13 protein-coding genes and 2 pseudogenes are annotated in these 16,471 nt (G+C 68.8%); 5 read left to right on the top strand and 10 right to left on the bottom strand.

Annotation, left to right across the window (positions count from 1 at the left end; translation table 11 throughout):
• Positions 1 to 35: 35 nt before the first annotated feature.
• The 3 genes from A5659_RS28150 to A5659_RS12240 all read right to left on the bottom strand — a co-directional run bounded on the left by A5659_RS28150 (position 36) and on the right by A5659_RS12240 (position 3,393).
• On the bottom strand, positions 36 to 389 hold the full coding sequence (locus tag A5659_RS28150; protein WP_066876340.1) for a molybdopterin oxidoreductase: 354 nt from the start codon (positions 387 to 389) through the stop codon (positions 36 to 38).
• On the bottom strand, positions 382 to 2,499 hold the full coding sequence (locus A5659_RS12245; protein WP_067181356.1) for a molybdopterin oxidoreductase family protein: 2,118 nt from the start codon (positions 2,497 to 2,499) through the stop codon (positions 382 to 384). Before A5659_RS12245 ends, A5659_RS28150 begins: the two co-directional genes overlap by 8 nt.
• Positions 2,500 to 2,655: 156 nt before the next feature.
• On the bottom strand, positions 2,656 to 3,393 hold the full coding sequence (locus tag A5659_RS12240; protein WP_066866059.1) for an alpha/beta fold hydrolase: 738 nt from the start codon (positions 3,391 to 3,393) through the stop codon (positions 2,656 to 2,658).
• Positions 3,394 to 3,573: 180 nt separating this feature from the next.
• On the opposite strand from A5659_RS12240, the gene A5659_RS12235 reads away from it, so the two are divergent.
• Positions 3,574 to 4,473, top strand: a complete 900-nt coding sequence (locus A5659_RS12235) for an alpha/beta hydrolase (RefSeq protein ID WP_067019493.1) — start codon at positions 3,574 to 3,576, stop codon at positions 4,471 to 4,473.
• Positions 4,474 to 4,480: 7 nt separating this feature from the next.
• On the opposite strand, the gene A5659_RS12230 is transcribed toward A5659_RS12235, so the two are convergent.
• The 3 genes from A5659_RS12230 to A5659_RS12220 are packed head-to-tail and all read right to left on the bottom strand — an operon-like array spanning position 4,481 to position 8,017.
• Complete coding sequence (locus tag A5659_RS12230; RefSeq protein WP_066876334.1) at positions 4,481 to 5,794, bottom strand: amidohydrolase family protein; 1,314 nt, start codon at positions 5,792 to 5,794, stop codon at positions 4,481 to 4,483.
• Positions 5,788 to 6,969 (bottom strand): CoA transferase, encoded by a 1,182-nt coding sequence (locus tag A5659_RS12225; RefSeq protein ID WP_066876332.1) that lies wholly within the window; start codon positions 6,967 to 6,969, stop codon positions 5,788 to 5,790. The genes A5659_RS12230 and A5659_RS12225 overlap by 7 nt, the downstream gene beginning before the upstream one ends.
• A gap of 31 nt (positions 6,970 to 7,000) precedes the next feature.
• Positions 7,001 to 8,017 carry a MaoC family dehydratase gene (locus A5659_RS12220; RefSeq protein ID WP_067181352.1) on the bottom strand — a complete coding sequence of 339 codons (1,017 nt, stop codon included), beginning with the start codon at positions 8,015 to 8,017 and terminating at the stop codon, positions 7,001 to 7,003.
• Positions 8,018 to 8,150: 133 nt separating this feature from the next.
• On the opposite strand from A5659_RS12220, the gene A5659_RS12215 reads away from it, so the two are divergent.
• Together A5659_RS12215 and A5659_RS12210 are read left to right on the top strand one after the other, a co-directional pair.
• Entirely contained in the window at positions 8,151 to 9,305 is a 1,155-nt protein-coding gene (locus tag A5659_RS12215) for an acyl-CoA dehydrogenase family protein (RefSeq protein WP_067181349.1), read from the top strand.
• A 129-nt stretch (positions 9,306 to 9,434) separates the two neighbouring features.
• Positions 9,435 to 9,878, top strand: coding sequence for a CD225/dispanin family protein (locus A5659_RS12210; protein ID WP_066866041.1), 444 nt, complete (start codon positions 9,435 to 9,437; stop codon positions 9,876 to 9,878).
• Here the strand turns inward: A5659_RS12210 and A5659_RS12205 are convergent.
• The gene (locus tag A5659_RS12205) at positions 9,863 to 10,816 is read right to left on the bottom strand and encodes an enoyl-CoA hydratase/isomerase family protein (RefSeq protein WP_067181346.1); all 954 of its coding nucleotides are present in this window, start codon (positions 10,814 to 10,816) and stop codon (positions 9,863 to 9,865) included. The genes A5659_RS12210 and A5659_RS12205 overlap by 16 nt on opposite strands.
• A 3-nt stretch (positions 10,817 to 10,819) precedes the next feature.
• Complete coding sequence (gene fadD4 / locus A5659_RS12200; protein ID WP_067181343.1) at positions 10,820 to 12,337, bottom strand: fatty-acid--CoA ligase FadD4; 1,518 nt, start codon at positions 12,335 to 12,337, stop codon at positions 10,820 to 10,822.
• 252 nt (positions 12,338 to 12,589) lie between these two features.
• On the opposite strand from fadD4, the gene A5659_RS12195 reads away from it, so the two are divergent.
• Positions 12,590 to 13,696 (top strand): sensor domain-containing diguanylate cyclase, encoded by a 1,107-nt coding sequence (locus A5659_RS12195; RefSeq protein WP_067144582.1) that lies wholly within the window; start codon positions 12,590 to 12,592, stop codon positions 13,694 to 13,696.
• 26 nt (positions 13,697 to 13,722) lie between these two features.
• On the opposite strand, the gene A5659_RS12190 is transcribed toward A5659_RS12195, so the two are convergent.
• Together A5659_RS12190 and A5659_RS12185 are read right to left on the bottom strand one after the other, a co-directional pair.
• Positions 13,723 to 15,549, bottom strand: a complete 1,827-nt coding sequence (locus A5659_RS12190) for a phosphoenolpyruvate carboxykinase (GTP) (protein WP_067181339.1) — start codon at positions 15,547 to 15,549, stop codon at positions 13,723 to 13,725.
• Between the two features lie 139 nt (positions 15,550 to 15,688).
• Positions 15,689 to 16,201 (bottom strand): annotated as a pseudogene (locus A5659_RS12185) (hypothetical protein); the annotation flags it as partial.
• On the opposite strand from A5659_RS12185, the pseudogene A5659_RS12180 reads away from it, so the two are divergent.
• Positions 16,125 to 16,471 (top strand): annotated as a pseudogene (locus A5659_RS12180) (hypothetical protein); the annotation flags it as partial. The pseudogenes A5659_RS12185 and A5659_RS12180 sit on opposite strands and share 77 nt — an antisense overlap.

Here is a 16,471-nt window from a genome sequence, read left to right as displayed (position 1 = left end):
TGAACGAGTGCGGTCATGAATGATCCTCGCGGGGGCTAGATTTCGACCAGGCCGATGTCGACGAACACCGTGCCGCTCAGGCCGTCCGGTGCGGCGAGGAAAACCTCGAGCACGGTGTCGGCGAGCAGGTCTTCGACGACCCGCAGCGGCACGTGTACGGCGGCTTTGGCGCCGATCGGGAAGTAGCGCATCGGGGCGCCGTCGCGCATCACCACGACGGTGATCAGCTCCTCGGTGCTGTTGCCGCCGCGGAAATACACCGGCTGGGCGATCGCGCCCGCCGGCACCAGGTAGCGCATCGACGCGTCGAGCGGCACCGGGGCGTCGTAGCCTTTGCCGTCGAACGCGAAGGCGCCCTGCAGGAATCGGGGCGTGCTGTCGTCACCCATATGTGCCAATCTCCTTCCCTGGAAACGATCGGCCCGCGTGAATTGCGGACACGGCGACCGCACATACCTTGAACGACGGCATGCGGGACTGCGGGTCGAGCGCCGGATTGGTTAGCCGGTTGATACATCCCGCGCCGCCCCAGTGAAACGGTGCGAAGACGGTGTCGGGCCGAATGCTGTCGTCCAGGCGGGCTCTCATCACGACCTCACCCCGGCGCGTGCTGAGGCGGACCTTGTCGCCGTCAGCGATTCCGATCCGTCGACCCAGTGCGGGATGCAACTCGGCCACCGGTTCGGATTCGTCATCGGAAAGTTGTGCCACGCGCCGGGTTTGGGTCCCGGATTGGTATTGGCGCAACACTCGCCCGGTCGTCAGGTAGTACGGGTAGTCGTCATCGGGCAGTTCGGCGGCGGCGCGTTGTTCGGTCGCGTGGAAGCGGGCCCTGCGGTCGGGCGTGGGGAAGTCCTCGACGAACAGTCGCGGCGTGTCGGGGTACAGCGCTGACGGGCAAGGCCAGAACACCCCGTCGTGGGCCTCGATCCGTTCATAGCTGATTCCTCTGTAGTCGGCCTTACCGCCCTGACTTGCCCGACGCAGTTCCTCGAACACCTCCTGGGGTTCGGCCGAAAAGCCTTGTGCCCCCAGTCGTTTTGCCAGATCGGTCATCACGTCCAGATCGGAGCGCACCTCCCCGGGCGGCGAAACCGCCGCCCGACGCAGGATCACCCGCCCTTCCAGGTTCGTCATGGTGCCCGACTCCTCAGCCCACTGCGTGGTGGGCAGCACCACGTCGGCCAGCGCGGCGGTCTCGGACAGGAAAATGTCAGACACCACGAGAAAGTCCAGCTCCGCCAGCTTTTCGGCGACGTACGTCGAGTTCGGTGCGGACACCGCGATGTTGGACGCCAGCACCCACAACGCCCGTACGCCACCGGGATTGCCGATGCCGCTGAGCATCTCGTATGCCGACCGGCCCGAGGACGGCAGGTCGGCGGGGTTGATGCCCCATACCTGCGCCACGTGGGCCCGAGCGACAGGATCGTCCAGCTTGCGATAACCCGGTAGCTGGTCGCACTTCTGCCCGTGTTCGCGACCGCCCTGCCCATTGCCCTGTCCCGTGATGGTGGCGAAACCGCTGTATTGACGGCCTGGCAGCCCCAGTGCCAGGGCGAGATTGATGAACGCCTGCGCCGTGTCGGTGCCGGAACTGTGCTGCTCGGCCCCCCGAGCGGTGAGGATCATCGCGCGACCGGCGTTGGCGAGCAGCCGGGCCGCCGCCACGATGTCGTTCTCGGGCACGCCCGTGATGCGCTCCACCCGGTCCGGCCAGTACAGGCGCACGGCGCGGCGCACCGCCTCGAATCCCGTGGTGCGTTCGCAGACGTATTTCTCGTCGATAAGACCCTCGCGGGCAACGACATTGAGCATGCCGTTGGCCAGGGCCAAGTCCGTGCCCGGGACCGGTTGCAGGTGCAGGTCGGCACGAGCAGCGGTCAAAGTGCGCCGAGGATCCACCACGATGTGCTTGGCACCCCGTGCCCGTCCCTGTTCGAAGAACTGCATCGCCGGCGGCATCGTCTCGGCGGGATTGCTGCCGACCAGCAGGACCACGTCGGCTCCGGCGATGTCAGCCAGTGGGAACGGCAGTCCCCGGTCGATACCGAACGATCGGTTCGTTGCGGCGGCCGCGGACGACATGCAGAAGCGGCCGTTGTAGTCGATCGCCGAGGTGCGCAGCGCCACGCGCGCGAACTTGCCCAGCTGATAAGCCTTCTCGTTGGTCAGGCCGCCACCGCCGAAGCAGCCCGCGGCGTCCGGCCCGTGCCGGCGCTGAGCGTCTTGGAATGCCGCGACGACTTTTTCGAGTGCCTCGTTCCAGGTGGCGGGGCGCAGCGGTGAGCCGCGTCCGTCGCGAACCAGTGGGCGCGTCAGACGTTCCGGATGGCCCAGCAGGTCAGCGGCCGTCCAGCCTTTGGCGCACAACCCGCCACGATTGGTCGGAAAGTCGTTTTGTGGCGCGAGCGCCACCTGACCCCCCGAGGTGTCCAGGGTGATCCCGCACTGCAGGGAGCAGTAAGGGCAGTGTGTTTTCGTCGGCGCCGACGCCATCGGCGATCACCGCTTCGCTGTGGGGGCGCCACGGATCCGGCCGGCCCCGCAATGTAGACCTTTCATGTCGCCTCCCGATCGGCCCTTCGCTGCCGAAGCTACGTGGGGCGTGTTTCGGAGGTATTTCGGTTGATTGTCCGGGCGACTACCGCTGCCTCACCGTCGGTGTCCGAACAAGAATGCGTCCAGCAGCTCGTTGACCCGCGCGGGCTCTTCGAGCGCCGCCAGGTGCGCGACCCGGTCGAGCACGGCGAAGGACGCGCCGGGGATCGAGTCGGCCATGGCGCGGGTTTCTGCCACCGGGAAGGTGGCGTCTTCCGCGCCGGCGACCACCAGCACCGGGGCGGTGACCCCGGCCAGCAGGGCGTGCTGGTCGGGCCGGGCGGACACCACGCTGCGCACCGCCCAGCGCACCGAATCGGTGTTCACCGACTGCACGGCTGCCTGCACGGTCGCCACCACGTCCGGGCGGGTGCGCAGCGTCGTCGGGCCCAAGAATGCGCGGACGGCCGAGCGGGTCAGCGGCGGCCGGATGCCGCCCAGCAACCTCGCCAACCGGAGCATGGCGGCGTACTGAATCTTTTGCGCAACAGGGGCTTTCGAGGCCGTGCAATTCATCAGCACCGCGCGGTCGAGGCGGTCGGGGTAGCGGGCGGCGAAGGTGCCGCCGATCATGCCGCCCCATGAGTTGCCGACGAAGTGGGCCCTGTCGAGGTCGAGCCCGTCCAGCAACTCGACGACGCAGCGGGCGCAATCGGTGAAGTCGAACATCGCGCGCAGCGGCGCACTGCCGCCGTGGCCGGGTGGATCGATGAGCACCAGCCGATGGCTGTCGCCGAAGCGCGCGGCCTGGCCGGCCCATAGGTCGCCCGTCATCAACAGGCTGGGCCACATCAGGACCGCGGGCCCGGTGCCCGCGCTGACCTGGACGTGCAGCGTTCCGAGAACCGTATCGACGAACCGCGAAGCCAGCCGGGGGTTATTGGCGGTCACGCTGCCTCCTGACGTCCAATCGTGCGCGGCAGATGCCACACAGCCGTCCTGATGATTTTTCGCGTCGGTGATACTGATGCGGTGACGAACAACGATGTTCATCCTGACCTGCAACGATTTGTCCGCATCGCCCCACGCCGGCTCGTGGGTCCCCGGACCCTGCCGCTCATGCGGGCGGGGATCGCGTGGCGGGGACGCCTCGGCAAGCCCGTGGCCGGGGTCGAGGTGGTCACCCTGGATTCGGGGGCCGGCGTTCGGCTGTTCCGGCCCGCCGGGGTCACCGAAACCACGCCCGCGCTGTTGTGGATCCACGGCGGCGGATACGTGATCGGCACCGCCCAGCAGGATGACCAGCTCTGCAGCGGCTTCAGCAGGCGGCTGGGCATCACCGTCGCATCGGTGGAATACCGCCTGGCGCCCGAACATCCGTATCCCACGCCGCTGGAAGACTGCTATTCGGCGCTGACCTGGCTGGCCGGGCTGCCCTCGGTGGACCGCTACCGCATCGCCATCGGCGGCGCCAGCGCCGGCGGCGGCCTCGCGGCGGCCCTGGCCCTGCTGGCCCGCGACCGTGCCGAGCTCAGCCCGGCATTTCAGCTGCTGACCTATCCCATGCTCGACGACCGCAGTTCGGCCACCGCACCCCGGGCGCACTACCGGCTGTGGGACAACCGCAGCAACAAGTTCGGCTGGGCGGCCTATCTCGGCAACGCCGACCCCGCGGTGGCCGTCCCCGGCCGCCGCGACGACCTCAGCGGATTGCCGCCGGCCTGGATCGGGGTGGGCACGCACGACCTGTTCCACGACGAAGACCTCGCCTACGCCGAGCGCCTGACCGCCGCGGGGGTGCCGTGCCAGGTCGAAACCATTCCGGGCGCCTTCCACGGCTTCGACCTGGTGTTGCCGAAAGCCCAAGTGTCGCGGCGGTTTTTCGACAGCCAATGCAACAGTCTGCGCGCCGCGCTCAGCCCGGCCACCTGACAGCACCTCACATCGCGAAGTAGATCAGCTCACCGCCGATGACGGTCGCCGCCACCAGGCCGGCGTCCAGGGCGGCCAGCGCCGTCTGCGGCGGTTCGTTGAGCACACACAGGTCGCCCGGCTGCCCGATGTCCACGGTGCGCGGCCGGCCCGGCTGATCGGCCCGGCCCAGGAACATCGTCAAAGCCTCTCGCGCCGAGACGCATTCGCGCGGGCCCAGGACGGCGCCCTGAACCGTGGTGCGGTGCACCGCGGCGCGCATCGCCGTCCAGGGATCGCCGTGGCCGAACGGCATGTCGGTGGACAGCGCGACCGGCACCCGCGCCTTGCGCAGGGATGCGACACGCCACAGCTGATCGTGTTCGGCGGCGGGGACCTCGGCGAGGTATTGGTCGCCACGCTCGGCGACGAAGTTGGGCTGCGTCACCACCGTGACCCCGAGCTCGGCGAGGTCGGCCAGATTGTCGTCGGGCACCACCGCGGCGTGTTCGATGCGGTCCCGCGGGTGGCCGCCCGCCTCGCGCAGGGCCGCGATGGTCACCACCAGCTGGGCGGCGGTCACGCAGTGCACGGCGACGGGCCGGCCGCTATCGTGCTGGTGCGTAACCCATTCCGTGAGCGCCTCGAGGTCCAGGCTGTCGTCGTGCAGGATCTTCTTGCCCGGTGACAGGAAGCTCAGCCGGGGCCGGAACTCGCCTCGCCGGTGCGCCTCCGTCAGCGACGCCATGTCGTCGGCGTCCAGGTCCGGGGTGGCGTCGGTGACGCCGGTGACACCGGTCGCGGTGATCCGGCGGCTCAGTTCGGCCAGATCGGTTTCGCGCCGCTGCAGGGCCAGCGACCAGCCGCGGTCGGCGCTGCGCAGCCGACCGTCGGGATGCTCGGACAGGCCGACCCGGCCCAGCGCTTCGGAATTGAGGATCCACAGCGCCCCGCTGCGGTGCTGGATGCGCACCGGAATGTGGGGAACGATGGCGTCCAGCGTACCCCGATCGAGTTCTCCGGCCACCGAATCGTGGTAGCCGACAGCGCGAATCCAGCCGTCGGGGCCCGGTGTGGCGTTGGTCAGCAATTGGGTGAGCTCGGTTTCGGTGCTGACCCCGGGCGGCCCGACGAGAAACGAATCCTGCGCCGAGGCCGCCGAGCGCAGGTGCACGTGGTGGTCGTGCAGGCCGGGCAGGACGGTGCCGCCGCGGGCGTACAGCACGCCCTCCCCCGGGCGCGCCACCAGGCCCCCACCCGGCGGCGCGATCTCTTCGATCAGCGCGCCCACCCGGATGTCCGCTGTCCTCCCGTCCAGCAAGGTGGCCCGCTGAATTAGCATGGTAGGCAACGCCTTTGGTCGACCAGGCGCCGCACCGCCTCGTTGTCGGCGCCCAGTCCGGACGCCGGCGGTGCTGCCGGTGGGGCCGACGGCGCCGACACGGGTGCGCCCGATGCCGAGGGCCCGGTCGGTAGCGCCGCGTAGGTCGCGGCGACCCCGGCCATGCAGATGCGGATCAACTCGCCGCCGCCGCGGCCCAGGGCTTCGGCCACCGCCAGGGCCGCCTCCAGCCCGGTCAGCGGGTCGGCGATGGCGTCGCCGCAGAACACCGGCCCGTCGGCGCCGGTGCCGACCAGCCCACCGGCCACCGCGGTGTCGTCGCCGAATCCCGGTCTGTGGCCGTCGTATCCGGTGATTTGCAGCCAGATTCGGCCGGCGCGCGCCGTGATGTCCTCGGGCCCGAGCCCCCGGCGCGCCAGTGTCGCGGGGCGCGAGCCCTCGATGACGATGTCGCTGGCGGCCAGCAGTTCCCGCAGTTCGTCGGCCTGGGTGTCGAAATCGATTCCATAGCAGAGCTTTTGGCCGTTGATCCAGTCGAAAAAGGCCGGGTTCCCGGCCCGGGTGCCGTCGGGACGTCGCGGGCTTTCGACCTTGACGACGGTCGCACCGGCACGCGCGAGCAGGCCCGCGCACAAAGGACCCGCCCACATCGAGGACAGGTCGGCCACCAGCAGCCCCTGCGGGCCGCGCGGCGCCAACCGCGATCCCTGGACGCGGATCCGCGGCGGCGCGGGCGCCGCCTCGCCCAGGCCCGCCACCGGAATGTCGAGCAGCCCCGCGCGTTCGACGATCTCGGCCACCGGGCGGGTGCCCGCCCAGCGCTGCAACACCGGCCACGGGTCGGCGGGCATGTCGTCGGCCTGCAGCAGCGCCGGGACGGCGTCGAGGTCGTCGGCGCGCGACAGAGTCAGCGCGCACCAGCCATCCCGGGCGGCGAGCAGCCGCGTGGCGCCGCCCGGTGACACCCGCCCGGCGCGGCTCAAGCCCAGCAACGCCGCCCGCCCCGTCAGCACGCTCGGCGCATCGACACCGACGCCCAGCCTGTCGCCGATGGCCGCCGCGACCTCGTCGGCGCGGGTCAGCAGGTTGGCGCGGGAGAAGTCGGCGGGACCGTCGGGCAGGCCGGTCAAATAGGCCAGCCCGCTACTTCCCCACTTGGTGGCGGCCGAGCTCACGTCCCCATTGTGCGCGTGGCGCACGTCGGCCTCAGAACTGCAGCGCGTGAAACCGCCAGTCCAGCACCGGACGGTCCGGCTCGGCCGCGGTGTCGCTGACCGCATAGACCAGCGAACGCAGTCCCAGCACGCCCCCGTGCCCGGTGGGCTCGGCCGATTCGACGTGCAGTTCGCTGTAGAGGGTGTCGCCCTCGTGCACCGGCCCGGTGTGATCGCAGGATTGCCAGTTCAACACCGTCACCAGATTGGGCAGTAACCTGCCGGCCTGCGCCAAGGCCAGCCCGATGGTATGCCCGCCGTACACCAGCCGACGCCCACCGACTCGCGAATCATGGTGTGTGGCAGCGATATTCAAGGTCAGCCGGGCGAGCTCGGGTGCACTGCTCACCACGTCGGCGGTGCTGTGTAGCACCGAACCCGCCAGGCTGGCGTCGAAGTGCGGACCGGGCACCTTGTTGCGGAACACCTCGCCGTCCCATTGCGCGGTCGGATCGTGGGCCGGGCCGGGCACGTCGGCGCCGATGCCGGACAGATCGTCGTGCGGCCCGTCCTCGGGCTGCCAATCCGGGCTGGCGGGCAGCATGCCGCAGCGGTAGAAGTCGAGCACCAATTGATCGGCCTGGTCGATGGTGATCATCCGCAGCGCCGCCAGCCCCGTCGGCGCCCGCCCCGGCTTGGGCGAATTCGCCCGCAGCCCAACCACTTCGGTGCGCGTGTAGAGGGAATCACCGATCACCGGGAAACGGTGAAACACCAGGCCCCGATAGAACAGGTTGGCCTTGACCCGCTGGGTCACCAGCGTCGACTGCCCGATCGCCACGTCGCACACCAGCCCCGGATGGGCCAGCGGCGCCGGCAGGCCCGTCACCGCCGCACACAGGTCGGCGTCCAGCGCCAACCGCAGCCGGTCGCCGACGATCGCCTGGTGGGCCCCCGCCAACCCGGACGACAGCGTCATCGACGGCGCCCAGTCGAACACCTGCCCCACCGAGAGGTCGTCGAAGTACGGCCCGCCCTCGCGGATTGCCGCATACCCGTCACTCGTCACAACGCCCCATGCTGGCAGGCTGTGGAATCGAGGGTCAATTCGGATCAAACCCCCAACGTCGACTTGCTGACGTCAATTCGTACGGTTTTGCCCATCAAGTCGACGTTCGGCGCAATCGGTTAGGTGATCACAGGTGAACGACGAAGAAGAGATGCTGGTCGCCACGGTGCGGGCGTTCATCGACCGCGACGTCAAACCGAGCATCCGCGAGTTCGAGCATGCCAACACCTACCCCGAGGCGTGGATCGAGCAGATGAAGCGGATCGGGATCTACGGTCTGGCCGTTCCGGAGGAATACGGCGGGTCGCCGGTCTCCATGCCGTGCTACGTGCGAGTCACCGAGGAATTGGCGCGCGGCTGGATGAGCCTGGCCGGTGCGATGGGCGGCCACACCGTGGTGGCCAAGCTGCTGACTCTGTTCGGCACCGAGGAGCAGAAGCGGAGCTACCTGCCGCGGATGGCCAGTGGCGAGGTGCGCGCCACCATGGCGCTGACCGAACCCGGCGGCGGTTCGGATCTGCAGAACATGACCACCACCGCGCTTCCCGCGGCTCCCGACGACGCCGATCACCTGGTGATCAACGGATCCAAGACCTGGATCAGCAACGCGCGCCGTTCCGGGCTGATCGCGCTGCTATGCAAGACCGACCCAGACGCCACGCCCCGCCACAAGGGCATCTCGATCGTGCTCGTCGAGCACGGGCCGGGCCTTACGGTGTCGCGGGACCTGCCGAAGCTGGGTTACAAGGGCGTCGAGTCGTGCGAGCTGTCGTTCGACGACTTCCGGGTGCCCCGCTCGGCGATACTGGGCGACGTTGCGGGCGAAGGCTTTTCACAGATGATGAAGGGGCTCGAGACCGGACGCATCCAGGTGGCCTCCCGCGCCTTGGGCGTCGCCACCGCCGCGCTCGAAGATGCGCTGGCCTACGCCCAGCAGCGCGAGAGCTTCGGCCAACCCATCTGGCAGCACCAGTCGATCGGCAACTACCTGGCCGACATGGCGACCAAACTCACCGCGGCCCGCCAGCTCACCCGGTACGCCGCCGAGCGCTACGACAGCGGCGAACGCTGCGACATGGAAGCCGGGATGGCCAAACTGTTCGCCTCCGAGGTCGCCATGGAGATCGCGCTGAACGCGGTGCGAATCCACGGCGGCTACGGCTATTCCACCGAATACGACGTGGAACGCTACTTCCGGGACGCGCCGCTGATGATCGTCGGCGAAGGCACCAACGAGATCCAGCGCAACGTGATCGCCCGCCAGCTGGTGACGCGGGGCGGGATCTGATCCGGCCCGCAAATCTCACGGACCGGAACAAAGTTTGGGAGTATATTTGCCTGACTTCTCCGGCCGGCGAACCGGAACGGCAGTAAAGCTGTTCGCCAACCGAGGGAACCACAGGGAAAGGCAGCCGCCATGAGTTATCCTCCCGTGCCGCCCGGAGGTTCGCCAGAATGGCCGGGGCAGCGACCGGAATGGCAAGGCCAGCAACCGGAATGGCAGGCTCAGCAGCCGCCCGGGTGGCAGGGCCAGCCTCCGCCGGCCGGATGGCCGGCACCCCAGCCGGGATGGCAGGAGCCCGAGAATTATCTGGTCTGGGCGATCCTGGTCACGGTGCTGTGCTGCCTGCCGTTCGGAATCGTGTCCATCGTCCACTCCACTAAGGTGTCCGGGCTGTGGGCCCAGGGCCGCTACGCCGAGGCCCAGGAGGCGTCCAACAACGCCAAGAAGTGGGCCATCATCGGCGCGGTCGTGGGTGCCGTCGCGGCGGTGATCGGTGTGGTGCTGTGGTTCGCCATGTTCGCGGCGATCGTGTCGTCCATCCCGTCCACGACCACCACCACCTATTCGAGTTTCTGAACCTCGTCAACCAACCCCCATTCCAGCGCGGTCGGCACGCCGACGGTGCGCCCGGACAACACGAGATACGCTGTGCGCCAACGGCCTATCCGCCGTGTGACGCTGACTGTGCCGCCGGCGCCGGGAAGCAGTCCCAGCGCCAATTCGGGTAGCCCGAACACCGCGTCGTCGCGGGCGGTGACCCACCCGCAGAACGCCGCCATCTCCAGTCCGCTGCCCATCACCCGGCCGTGCACCTCGGCCCGGCACGCCCGGCCGAGCCTGGCCGCCAGCGCGTCGAGCGCCAGGGCCGGGCTGTAGCGGGTACGGGCCAGGTGCGCACTCGCCGGGTCGGCGAACGTGCCGAACTCGGCGAGGTCGCCGCCGCTGCAGAACGACGGGCCGTTGCCGCTCAACACGACGCCGGTGACCGACGGATCCAGCTGCGCGACGGCCAGGGCCTCCAACAGCGCCGCGCGCGCATCGGTGGAGAACGCGTTGTGCCGCTGGGGCCGGTTGAACGCGATGCGCACGACGTTGCCGTCGCGCGTCACCCGCACCGGGTCGGCGATCTCGGGGACGCATGCCGGGCCCCGCTCACTCAGCCACCGCGCGAACTCCGGGCCGGCCTGCAGGGTCGAGTACGCCAACGACTCGGTCGTCACTCCGGACAGCGTCGGACCCAGTGGGTCCACCGCGCGCAGGACGTCGTCACAGACCCCACTGGCGTGCGGCCACCGATCGCAGCGTGCCGCCAGTTCGTCCACCGTCGCCGACACCGAGTCGACGGTGACCACCCGCCGGTCGGCGCAGGGATCCTCGGTCAGCGTGAAAGTTGCCGCCGCAAGCCAGGATTCGGCCGCATCGATGTCAGCGGCCGAGCCGACGGCGACGATCACCCCGGGCGGCGACCCCGGGCCGTCGTGCGACGCACTCGACAGGTCGACCACCCGGAGCATGACTCACACCGAGTACTTCTCGATCAGCCCATTCTTGTAGAGCTTGCCGGTGTCGGTGCGCGGCAGCTGCGCTTCGAAGGCGATCGATCGCGGGCATTTGTAGTGCGCCAAGCGGTCTCGCAGCCACGCGGTCAGCTCGTCGGCGAATTCGTCGGTGGCATCGGCCGCGTCGACGGTCTGCACGGCCGCCACCACCCGCTGGCCCATCTCGTCGTCGGGCACCCCGAACACCGCGGCGTCCAACACCTTCGGGTGGGTGACCAGAAGGTTCTCGGCTTCCTGCGGGTAGATGTTCACCCCGCCGGAGATGATCATGTGGTGGCGCCGGTCGGTCAGGTACAGGTAGCCCTCGTCGTCCAGGTAGCCGATGTCCCCGACGGTGGCCCAGCCGTGCTTGTCGCGCGATGAGGCGGTTTTGGTTGGGTCGTTGAGGTATTCGAACGAGTACCCACCCTCGAAGTAGATCTCGCCGGCCTGTCCTGGCGGCAGCTCGTTGCCGTGCTCGTCGAGAATGTGCACGGCGCCGCCCATGGGTTTGCCGACCGAGCCCGGATGGGCCAGCCAGTCTTCGGCGGTGATCAGCGTCGATCCGTGCGCCTCGGAGGACGCGTAGTACTCGTCGATGATCGGCCCCCACCAGTCGATCATCTGCTTCTTGATCTCCACCGGGCACGGGGCCGCCGCGTGCATCACCCGCTGCAGGCTGGACAGGTCGTACGAATGACGCACCTGCTCAGGCAGTTTCAGCATGCGGGTGAACATCGCCGGCACGAATTGGCCGTGCGTGACCCGGTGGCGCGCGATGACGTCCAGGCAGCCTTCGGCGTCGAACTTCTCCATGACGACCGTGGTGATGCCGCCGGCCTGCGCGCTCATCGACCACACCGACGGCGCCGTGTGGTACAGCGGCGCCGGGCTGAGGTACACCGAATCGGGCGTCATCCAGAAACTGACCAGCGCCGACATCATGCCGGGCGCCTCGGCCGGTGGCACGTGCAGCAATTCGCGTTTGATGCCCTTGGGCCGGCCGGTGGTGCCCGACGAGTACTGCAGCAGGTCGCCCTCGATCTCGTCCTCGATCGGGGTATCGGGCAGTCCGGCAACGCATTCCGGGTAGCGCTCCCAATTCGGCAGGTCGCCATCGGCGATCAGCAGCAGCTCGGGCAGTCCGCCGGGGAGGTGCTCGGCCAGGCCGGCAAGCGTGTCGCGCAGCGCCGCCGAGCCGATGATGGCTTTGGCGCTGCTGTTGTCGATGATGTAGGCCGCCTCTGCCGCGGTCAGGTGGGTGTTGATCGGCACGTAGTACAAACCGCTGCGACGAGCCGCCCACATCACCGCGTGGATGTGCTCGTTGTTCTCCATCAGGATGGCGACCGTGTCGCCCTCGCGCAGGCCCGCCTGGCGGAACCGGTGCGCCAGGCGATTGGCTCGCGCTTCGAGGTCGTCGAAGGTGATGACCGTCCCGGACGGGTACAGGATGACAGCAGGTTTGTCGGCGCCGATATACGGGCGGATCTGCATGCGCAGACTGTACCGCCGCCAAACTTGACGGGTGTTAAGTGGTCGGCGGCTGCGGCGCCACCCCCGCTCCAGCAAAGCGATTCGCGGCGCCGGCCGACGCCCTCGCGGCGCCGTCGCGATGCGCGCGTCCGGTCATTTTGGGCGCCGCCCGCCGCCCGCGGGAAAGTCGCCGCCGATAACGCAGTTAAGTACAATGCCGTTGGCCGTGGAAGTTAGCCTTGGCGGGTACGCCACTTCGCACCGGAGGTGCGCATGACCGCCGAGCAGGCATCCGAGCCCGCGGCATGCGCCGCTGCCCCGCCGGCCCCCGCGGTCGCGCCGTCCGACTACGTCGACGGCATGGAGCGCCTGGTGCATGCGGTTCAGGAGCTCTCGCTGGCGCGCACCCTGCCCGACATCCAGCGGATCGTGCGCACCCGGGCCCGGGAGCTCACCGGCTGTGACGGCGCCACGTTCGTGCTGCGGGACGACGACCGGTGCTACTACGCCGACGAGGATGCGATCGCCCCGCTGTGGAAGGGCAGCCGCTTACCGATCAGGTCCTGCATCAGCGGGTGGGCGATGCTCAACCGCGACGCGGCGGTCATCCCGGACATCTACCGCGACTCGCGCATCCCGCACACCTTGTACCGCCCCACCTTCGTCAAGAGCCTGGTGATGGTGCCGATCCGCAAGCTCGATCCGATCGGCGCGATCGGAAATTACTGGGCCGCCCCGCATCAGCCGTCCGAACACGAGGTGCACCTGCTGCAGGCCCTGGCCGACTCGACCTCGATCGCCATGGAGAACGTCCAGCTGTACTCCGAACTGGAACAGCGGGTGCGCGATCGCACCGCCGCGCTGGAGCGCGCCAACGAGGAGATCCGCCGGCTGTCGGTGACCGACGAGCTGACCGGGCTGAACAATCGTCGCGGCTTCTACCTGCTGGCCGAGCAGAAACTCCGTGGGGCCCACCACCTCGGCCACAACTGCGTGCTCGCCTTCCTCGACGTCGACGGCCTCAAGAAGGTCAACGACGAGCAGGGCCACGAGGTGGGCGACAAACTGCTCAGGGACGTCGCCCATGTGCTGCGGACGATTCGCCGCGAGTCCGACATCCTGGCCCGCATCGGGGGCGACGAATTCTGCGTGATGGTCACCGAGAACGGCGACGGCACAACGTCACTCGAGGAGCGACTCGCCGCGGCGTTCGGGAACTTCAACAAGACCGGGGATCGGCCCTACCGGGTGTCGGCCAGCATCGGGCTGGTGCGCGCACCGGTCTCCGACACCGCCGGCGTGGACGAACTACTGGCCCGCGCTGACGAGCTGATGTACGCGGAAAAGAAGGCCAGCCCCGATTCGCGTTTGGCGGGCTGATCGGTCAGCCCACGCCCGAGGGTGGGTCAGCCGGCTTCGGACAGCCGCTGCTTGAGGGCCTCGAACTCGTCGCGGACGCCGGTGGGCAGCTTGTCGCCGACGAACTCGAACCACTCCTCGATCAGGGGCAGTTCCTCGCGCCATTCGGCCGGGTCGACCGCCAGCGCCTTGGCCACGTCGCCGCCCTCGACGTCCAGGCCGTCGAGGTCCAGGTCGTCGGCCGTCGGCACGATGCCGATCGGGGTGTCCTGGCCGCCGGCCTGATGCTCGATGCGGTCCACGATCCACTTGAGCACCCGGCTGTTCTCCCCGAAGCCCGGCCACAGGAAGCCGCCGTCGGAGTCGCGGCGGAACCAGTTGACGAAGAACACCTTGGGCAGCTTGGACTCGTCGGAGTTCTTGCCCAGGTCGATCCAGTGCTGGAAGTAGTCACCGACGTGGTAGCCCAGGAACGGCAGCATGGCCATCGGGTCGCGGCGCACGGTGCCGACCTTGCCCTCGGCGGCGGCGGTCTGCTCGCTGCCCATGGTGGCCCCCATGAACACGCCGTGCTGCCAGTCGCGGGCCTGGGTCACCAGCGGGACCGTGGTCTTGCGGCGGGCGCCGAACAGGATGCCGGAGATCGGCACGCCCTGCGGGTCGTCCCACTCGGGCGCCAGGATGGGGCACTGCGACATCGGGGTGCAGTAGCGCGAGTTGGGGTGGGCGGCCTTCTCGCCGGAATCCGGCGTCCAGTCGCGGCCCTTCCAGTCGATCAGGTGCTGCGGCTCGCCCTCCAGGCCCTCCCACCAGACGTCGTTGTCGTCGGTGAGCGCCACGTTGGTGAAGACGGTGTTGCCGCCCTCAATGGTGCGCATGGCGTTGGGGTTGGACTTCCAGTTCGTGCCCGGCGCGACGCCGAAGAAACCGAACTCGGGGTTGACCGCGTACAGGCGGCCGTCCTTGCCGAACCGCATCCAGGCGATGTCGTCGCCGAGCGTCTCGGCGCGCCAGCCTGGAATGGTCGGCTGCAGCATCGCCAGGTTGGTCTTACCGCACGCCGACGGGAACGCCGCGGCGAAGTAGTAAGCCTTGTTCTCCGGGGAGATGAGCTTGAGGATCAGCATGTGCTCGGCGAGCCAGCCCTCGTCGTGGGCCATCGCCGAGGCGATGCGCAGCGAGTAGCACTTCTTCCCCAGCAGGGCGTTGCCGCCGTAACCCGAGCCGTAGCTCCAGATCTCCCGGGTCTCCGGGAAGTGGGTGATGTACTTGGTGTCGTTGCACGGCCACGGCACGTCCTTCTGCCCCGGCTCCAGCGGTGCGCCCACCGAGTGCAGCGCCTTGACGAAGAACCCGTCGTCGCCGATCTTCTCCAGCGCGGCCTTGCCCATCCGGGTCATCACCTTCATCGAGATGACGACGTACTCCGAGTCGGTGATCTCCACACCCAGCTTCGGGTCGTCGGCGCCCAGCGGGCCCATGCAGAACGGCACCACCCACATGGTCCGGCCGCGCATGCAGCCCCGGTACAGCTCGGTCATCGTGGACCGCATCTCCGACGGGTCCATCCAGTTGTTGGTCGGCCCGGCGTCGATCTCACGCTCGGAACAGATGTAGGTCCGCGACTCCACCCGCGCCACGTCGGACGGATCGGACAGCGCCAGGTAGGAGTTGGGGTGCTTCTTCTCGTTGAGCTTCTTCAGCGTGCCCGCCTCGACCAGCTGGGCGGCCAGCCGGTGGAACTCCTCGTCGGAGCCGTCAGCGAAAACCACCCGGTCGGGCTGGGTGAGCTCGGCGACCTCCTGCACCCATGACAGCAGGCCCTGGTGATTCGTGGGTGCTGTGTCCAAACCGGGAATGGTCGCTGAGGTCATCGAACTCTCCTGGATCTTCTGCGTATCGGGCTCGTGCTGCTCGCTATGCTCTCGCCCACACAATTAAGGAATTGGTGGCGTTAACTACAGGTTATCGTGAGGATCTTGTCGGGTGAGTCTCGGGCAGGTATAAGCCTTCTCACAACAACGATTCAGAAGGTCCCGACGGGTCGCCATCTTCGCTCCTCGAAACCGGTTTTTCGGTGTCGTCAGCGCCACCCTCTTCGGCGTGACTTTCGTCCTCTCGTATACCCGGTTCTCCCAGTTCTGCACGCACCGCCGCCAGCGCGGCCGTCACCGCCGGCATCTCCCGATCCCGCGCGGCCGCGGCCCGCGCGGCGGCCAGGGCGTGCTCGCGCAGTTCGGCGTCGATGACCCCGACGGCGGCCGACACCTGGGCGTTCTCGGCTTCGTCCTGGGCCAGCAGCCCTTTGCTCAGCACCGACTCGGCGACCAGCACGCGGGTGGCGACCAGCTCCTCGACGACCGACTGCAGCGCGGCCGTCACGTCACCCGTCCAGCGGTCCAGCAGCGACCGGTCGTGCAGCAACGCCCGGATGTTGATCACCATGTAGGTGAGCGCCAGCGAGATCGCCACGCACGCCAGGGCCGCGACGACGGCCAGCGCCGGGTTCAGCCGCGACACCGACCTGAAGCTCGCCGAGGTGGCGCAGGCGGTGCACGTGCCGATGGAACTGCCGCCGCTCGAGCAGCTGCCCACGGTCGATGCGGCGCCCCCGCCGCTGAAATCGCGCCGGCAGGAAACCTGGCTGATGGTGGTGCTGGGCGTCGGGTTCGGACTCGGGGTGGCGCTGACCTTGAGCCGGCTGATGAGCGGCGTGGCCTCGCGGCTGAACCCGGCGCTGGCCGTCGTCGCGGCCCTGGCGTGCGTGGCGATCTCGCTGGCGCTCACCTACATGGT

It is taken from the genome of Mycobacterium sp. 1165196.3, assembly GCF_001673415.1.
Classification (GTDB): Bacteria; Actinomycetota; Actinomycetes; order Mycobacteriales; family Mycobacteriaceae; genus Mycobacterium; species Mycobacterium europaeum_A.
Note: the sequence above shows the minus strand (reverse complement) of the source record. Positions and strands in the feature narration are given on the sequence as shown.

Coding starts and splice junctions, on each gene's coding strand:
- A5659_RS28150 (WP_066876340.1), bottom strand. CDS start 389: ATGGGTGACGACAGCACGCCCCGATTCCTGCAGGGCGCCTTCGCGTTC.
- A5659_RS12245 (WP_067181356.1), bottom strand. CDS start 2,499: ATGGCGTCGGCGCCGACGAAAACACACTGCCCTTACTGCTCCCTGCAG.
- A5659_RS12240 (WP_066866059.1), bottom strand. CDS start 3,393: ATGTGGCCCAGCCTGTTGATGACGGGCGACCTATGGGCCGGCCAGGCC.
- A5659_RS12230 (WP_066876334.1), bottom strand. CDS start 5,794: ATGCTAATTCAGCGGGCCACCTTGCTGGACGGGAGGACAGCGGACATC.
- A5659_RS12210 (WP_066866041.1), top strand. CDS start 9,435: ATGAGTTATCCTCCCGTGCCGCCCGGAGGTTCGCCAGAATGGCCGGGG.
- A5659_RS12205 (WP_067181346.1), bottom strand. CDS start 10,816: ATGCTCCGGGTGGTCGACCTGTCGAGTGCGTCGCACGACGGCCCGGGG.
- fadD4 (WP_067181343.1), bottom strand. CDS start 12,337: ATGCAGATCCGCCCGTATATCGGCGCCGACAAACCTGCTGTCATCCTG.
- A5659_RS12195 (WP_067144582.1), top strand. CDS start 12,590: ATGACCGCCGAGCAGGCATCCGAGCCCGCGGCATGCGCCGCTGCCCCG.
- A5659_RS12190 (WP_067181339.1), bottom strand. CDS start 15,549: ATGACCTCAGCGACCATTCCCGGTTTGGACACAGCACCCACGAATCAC.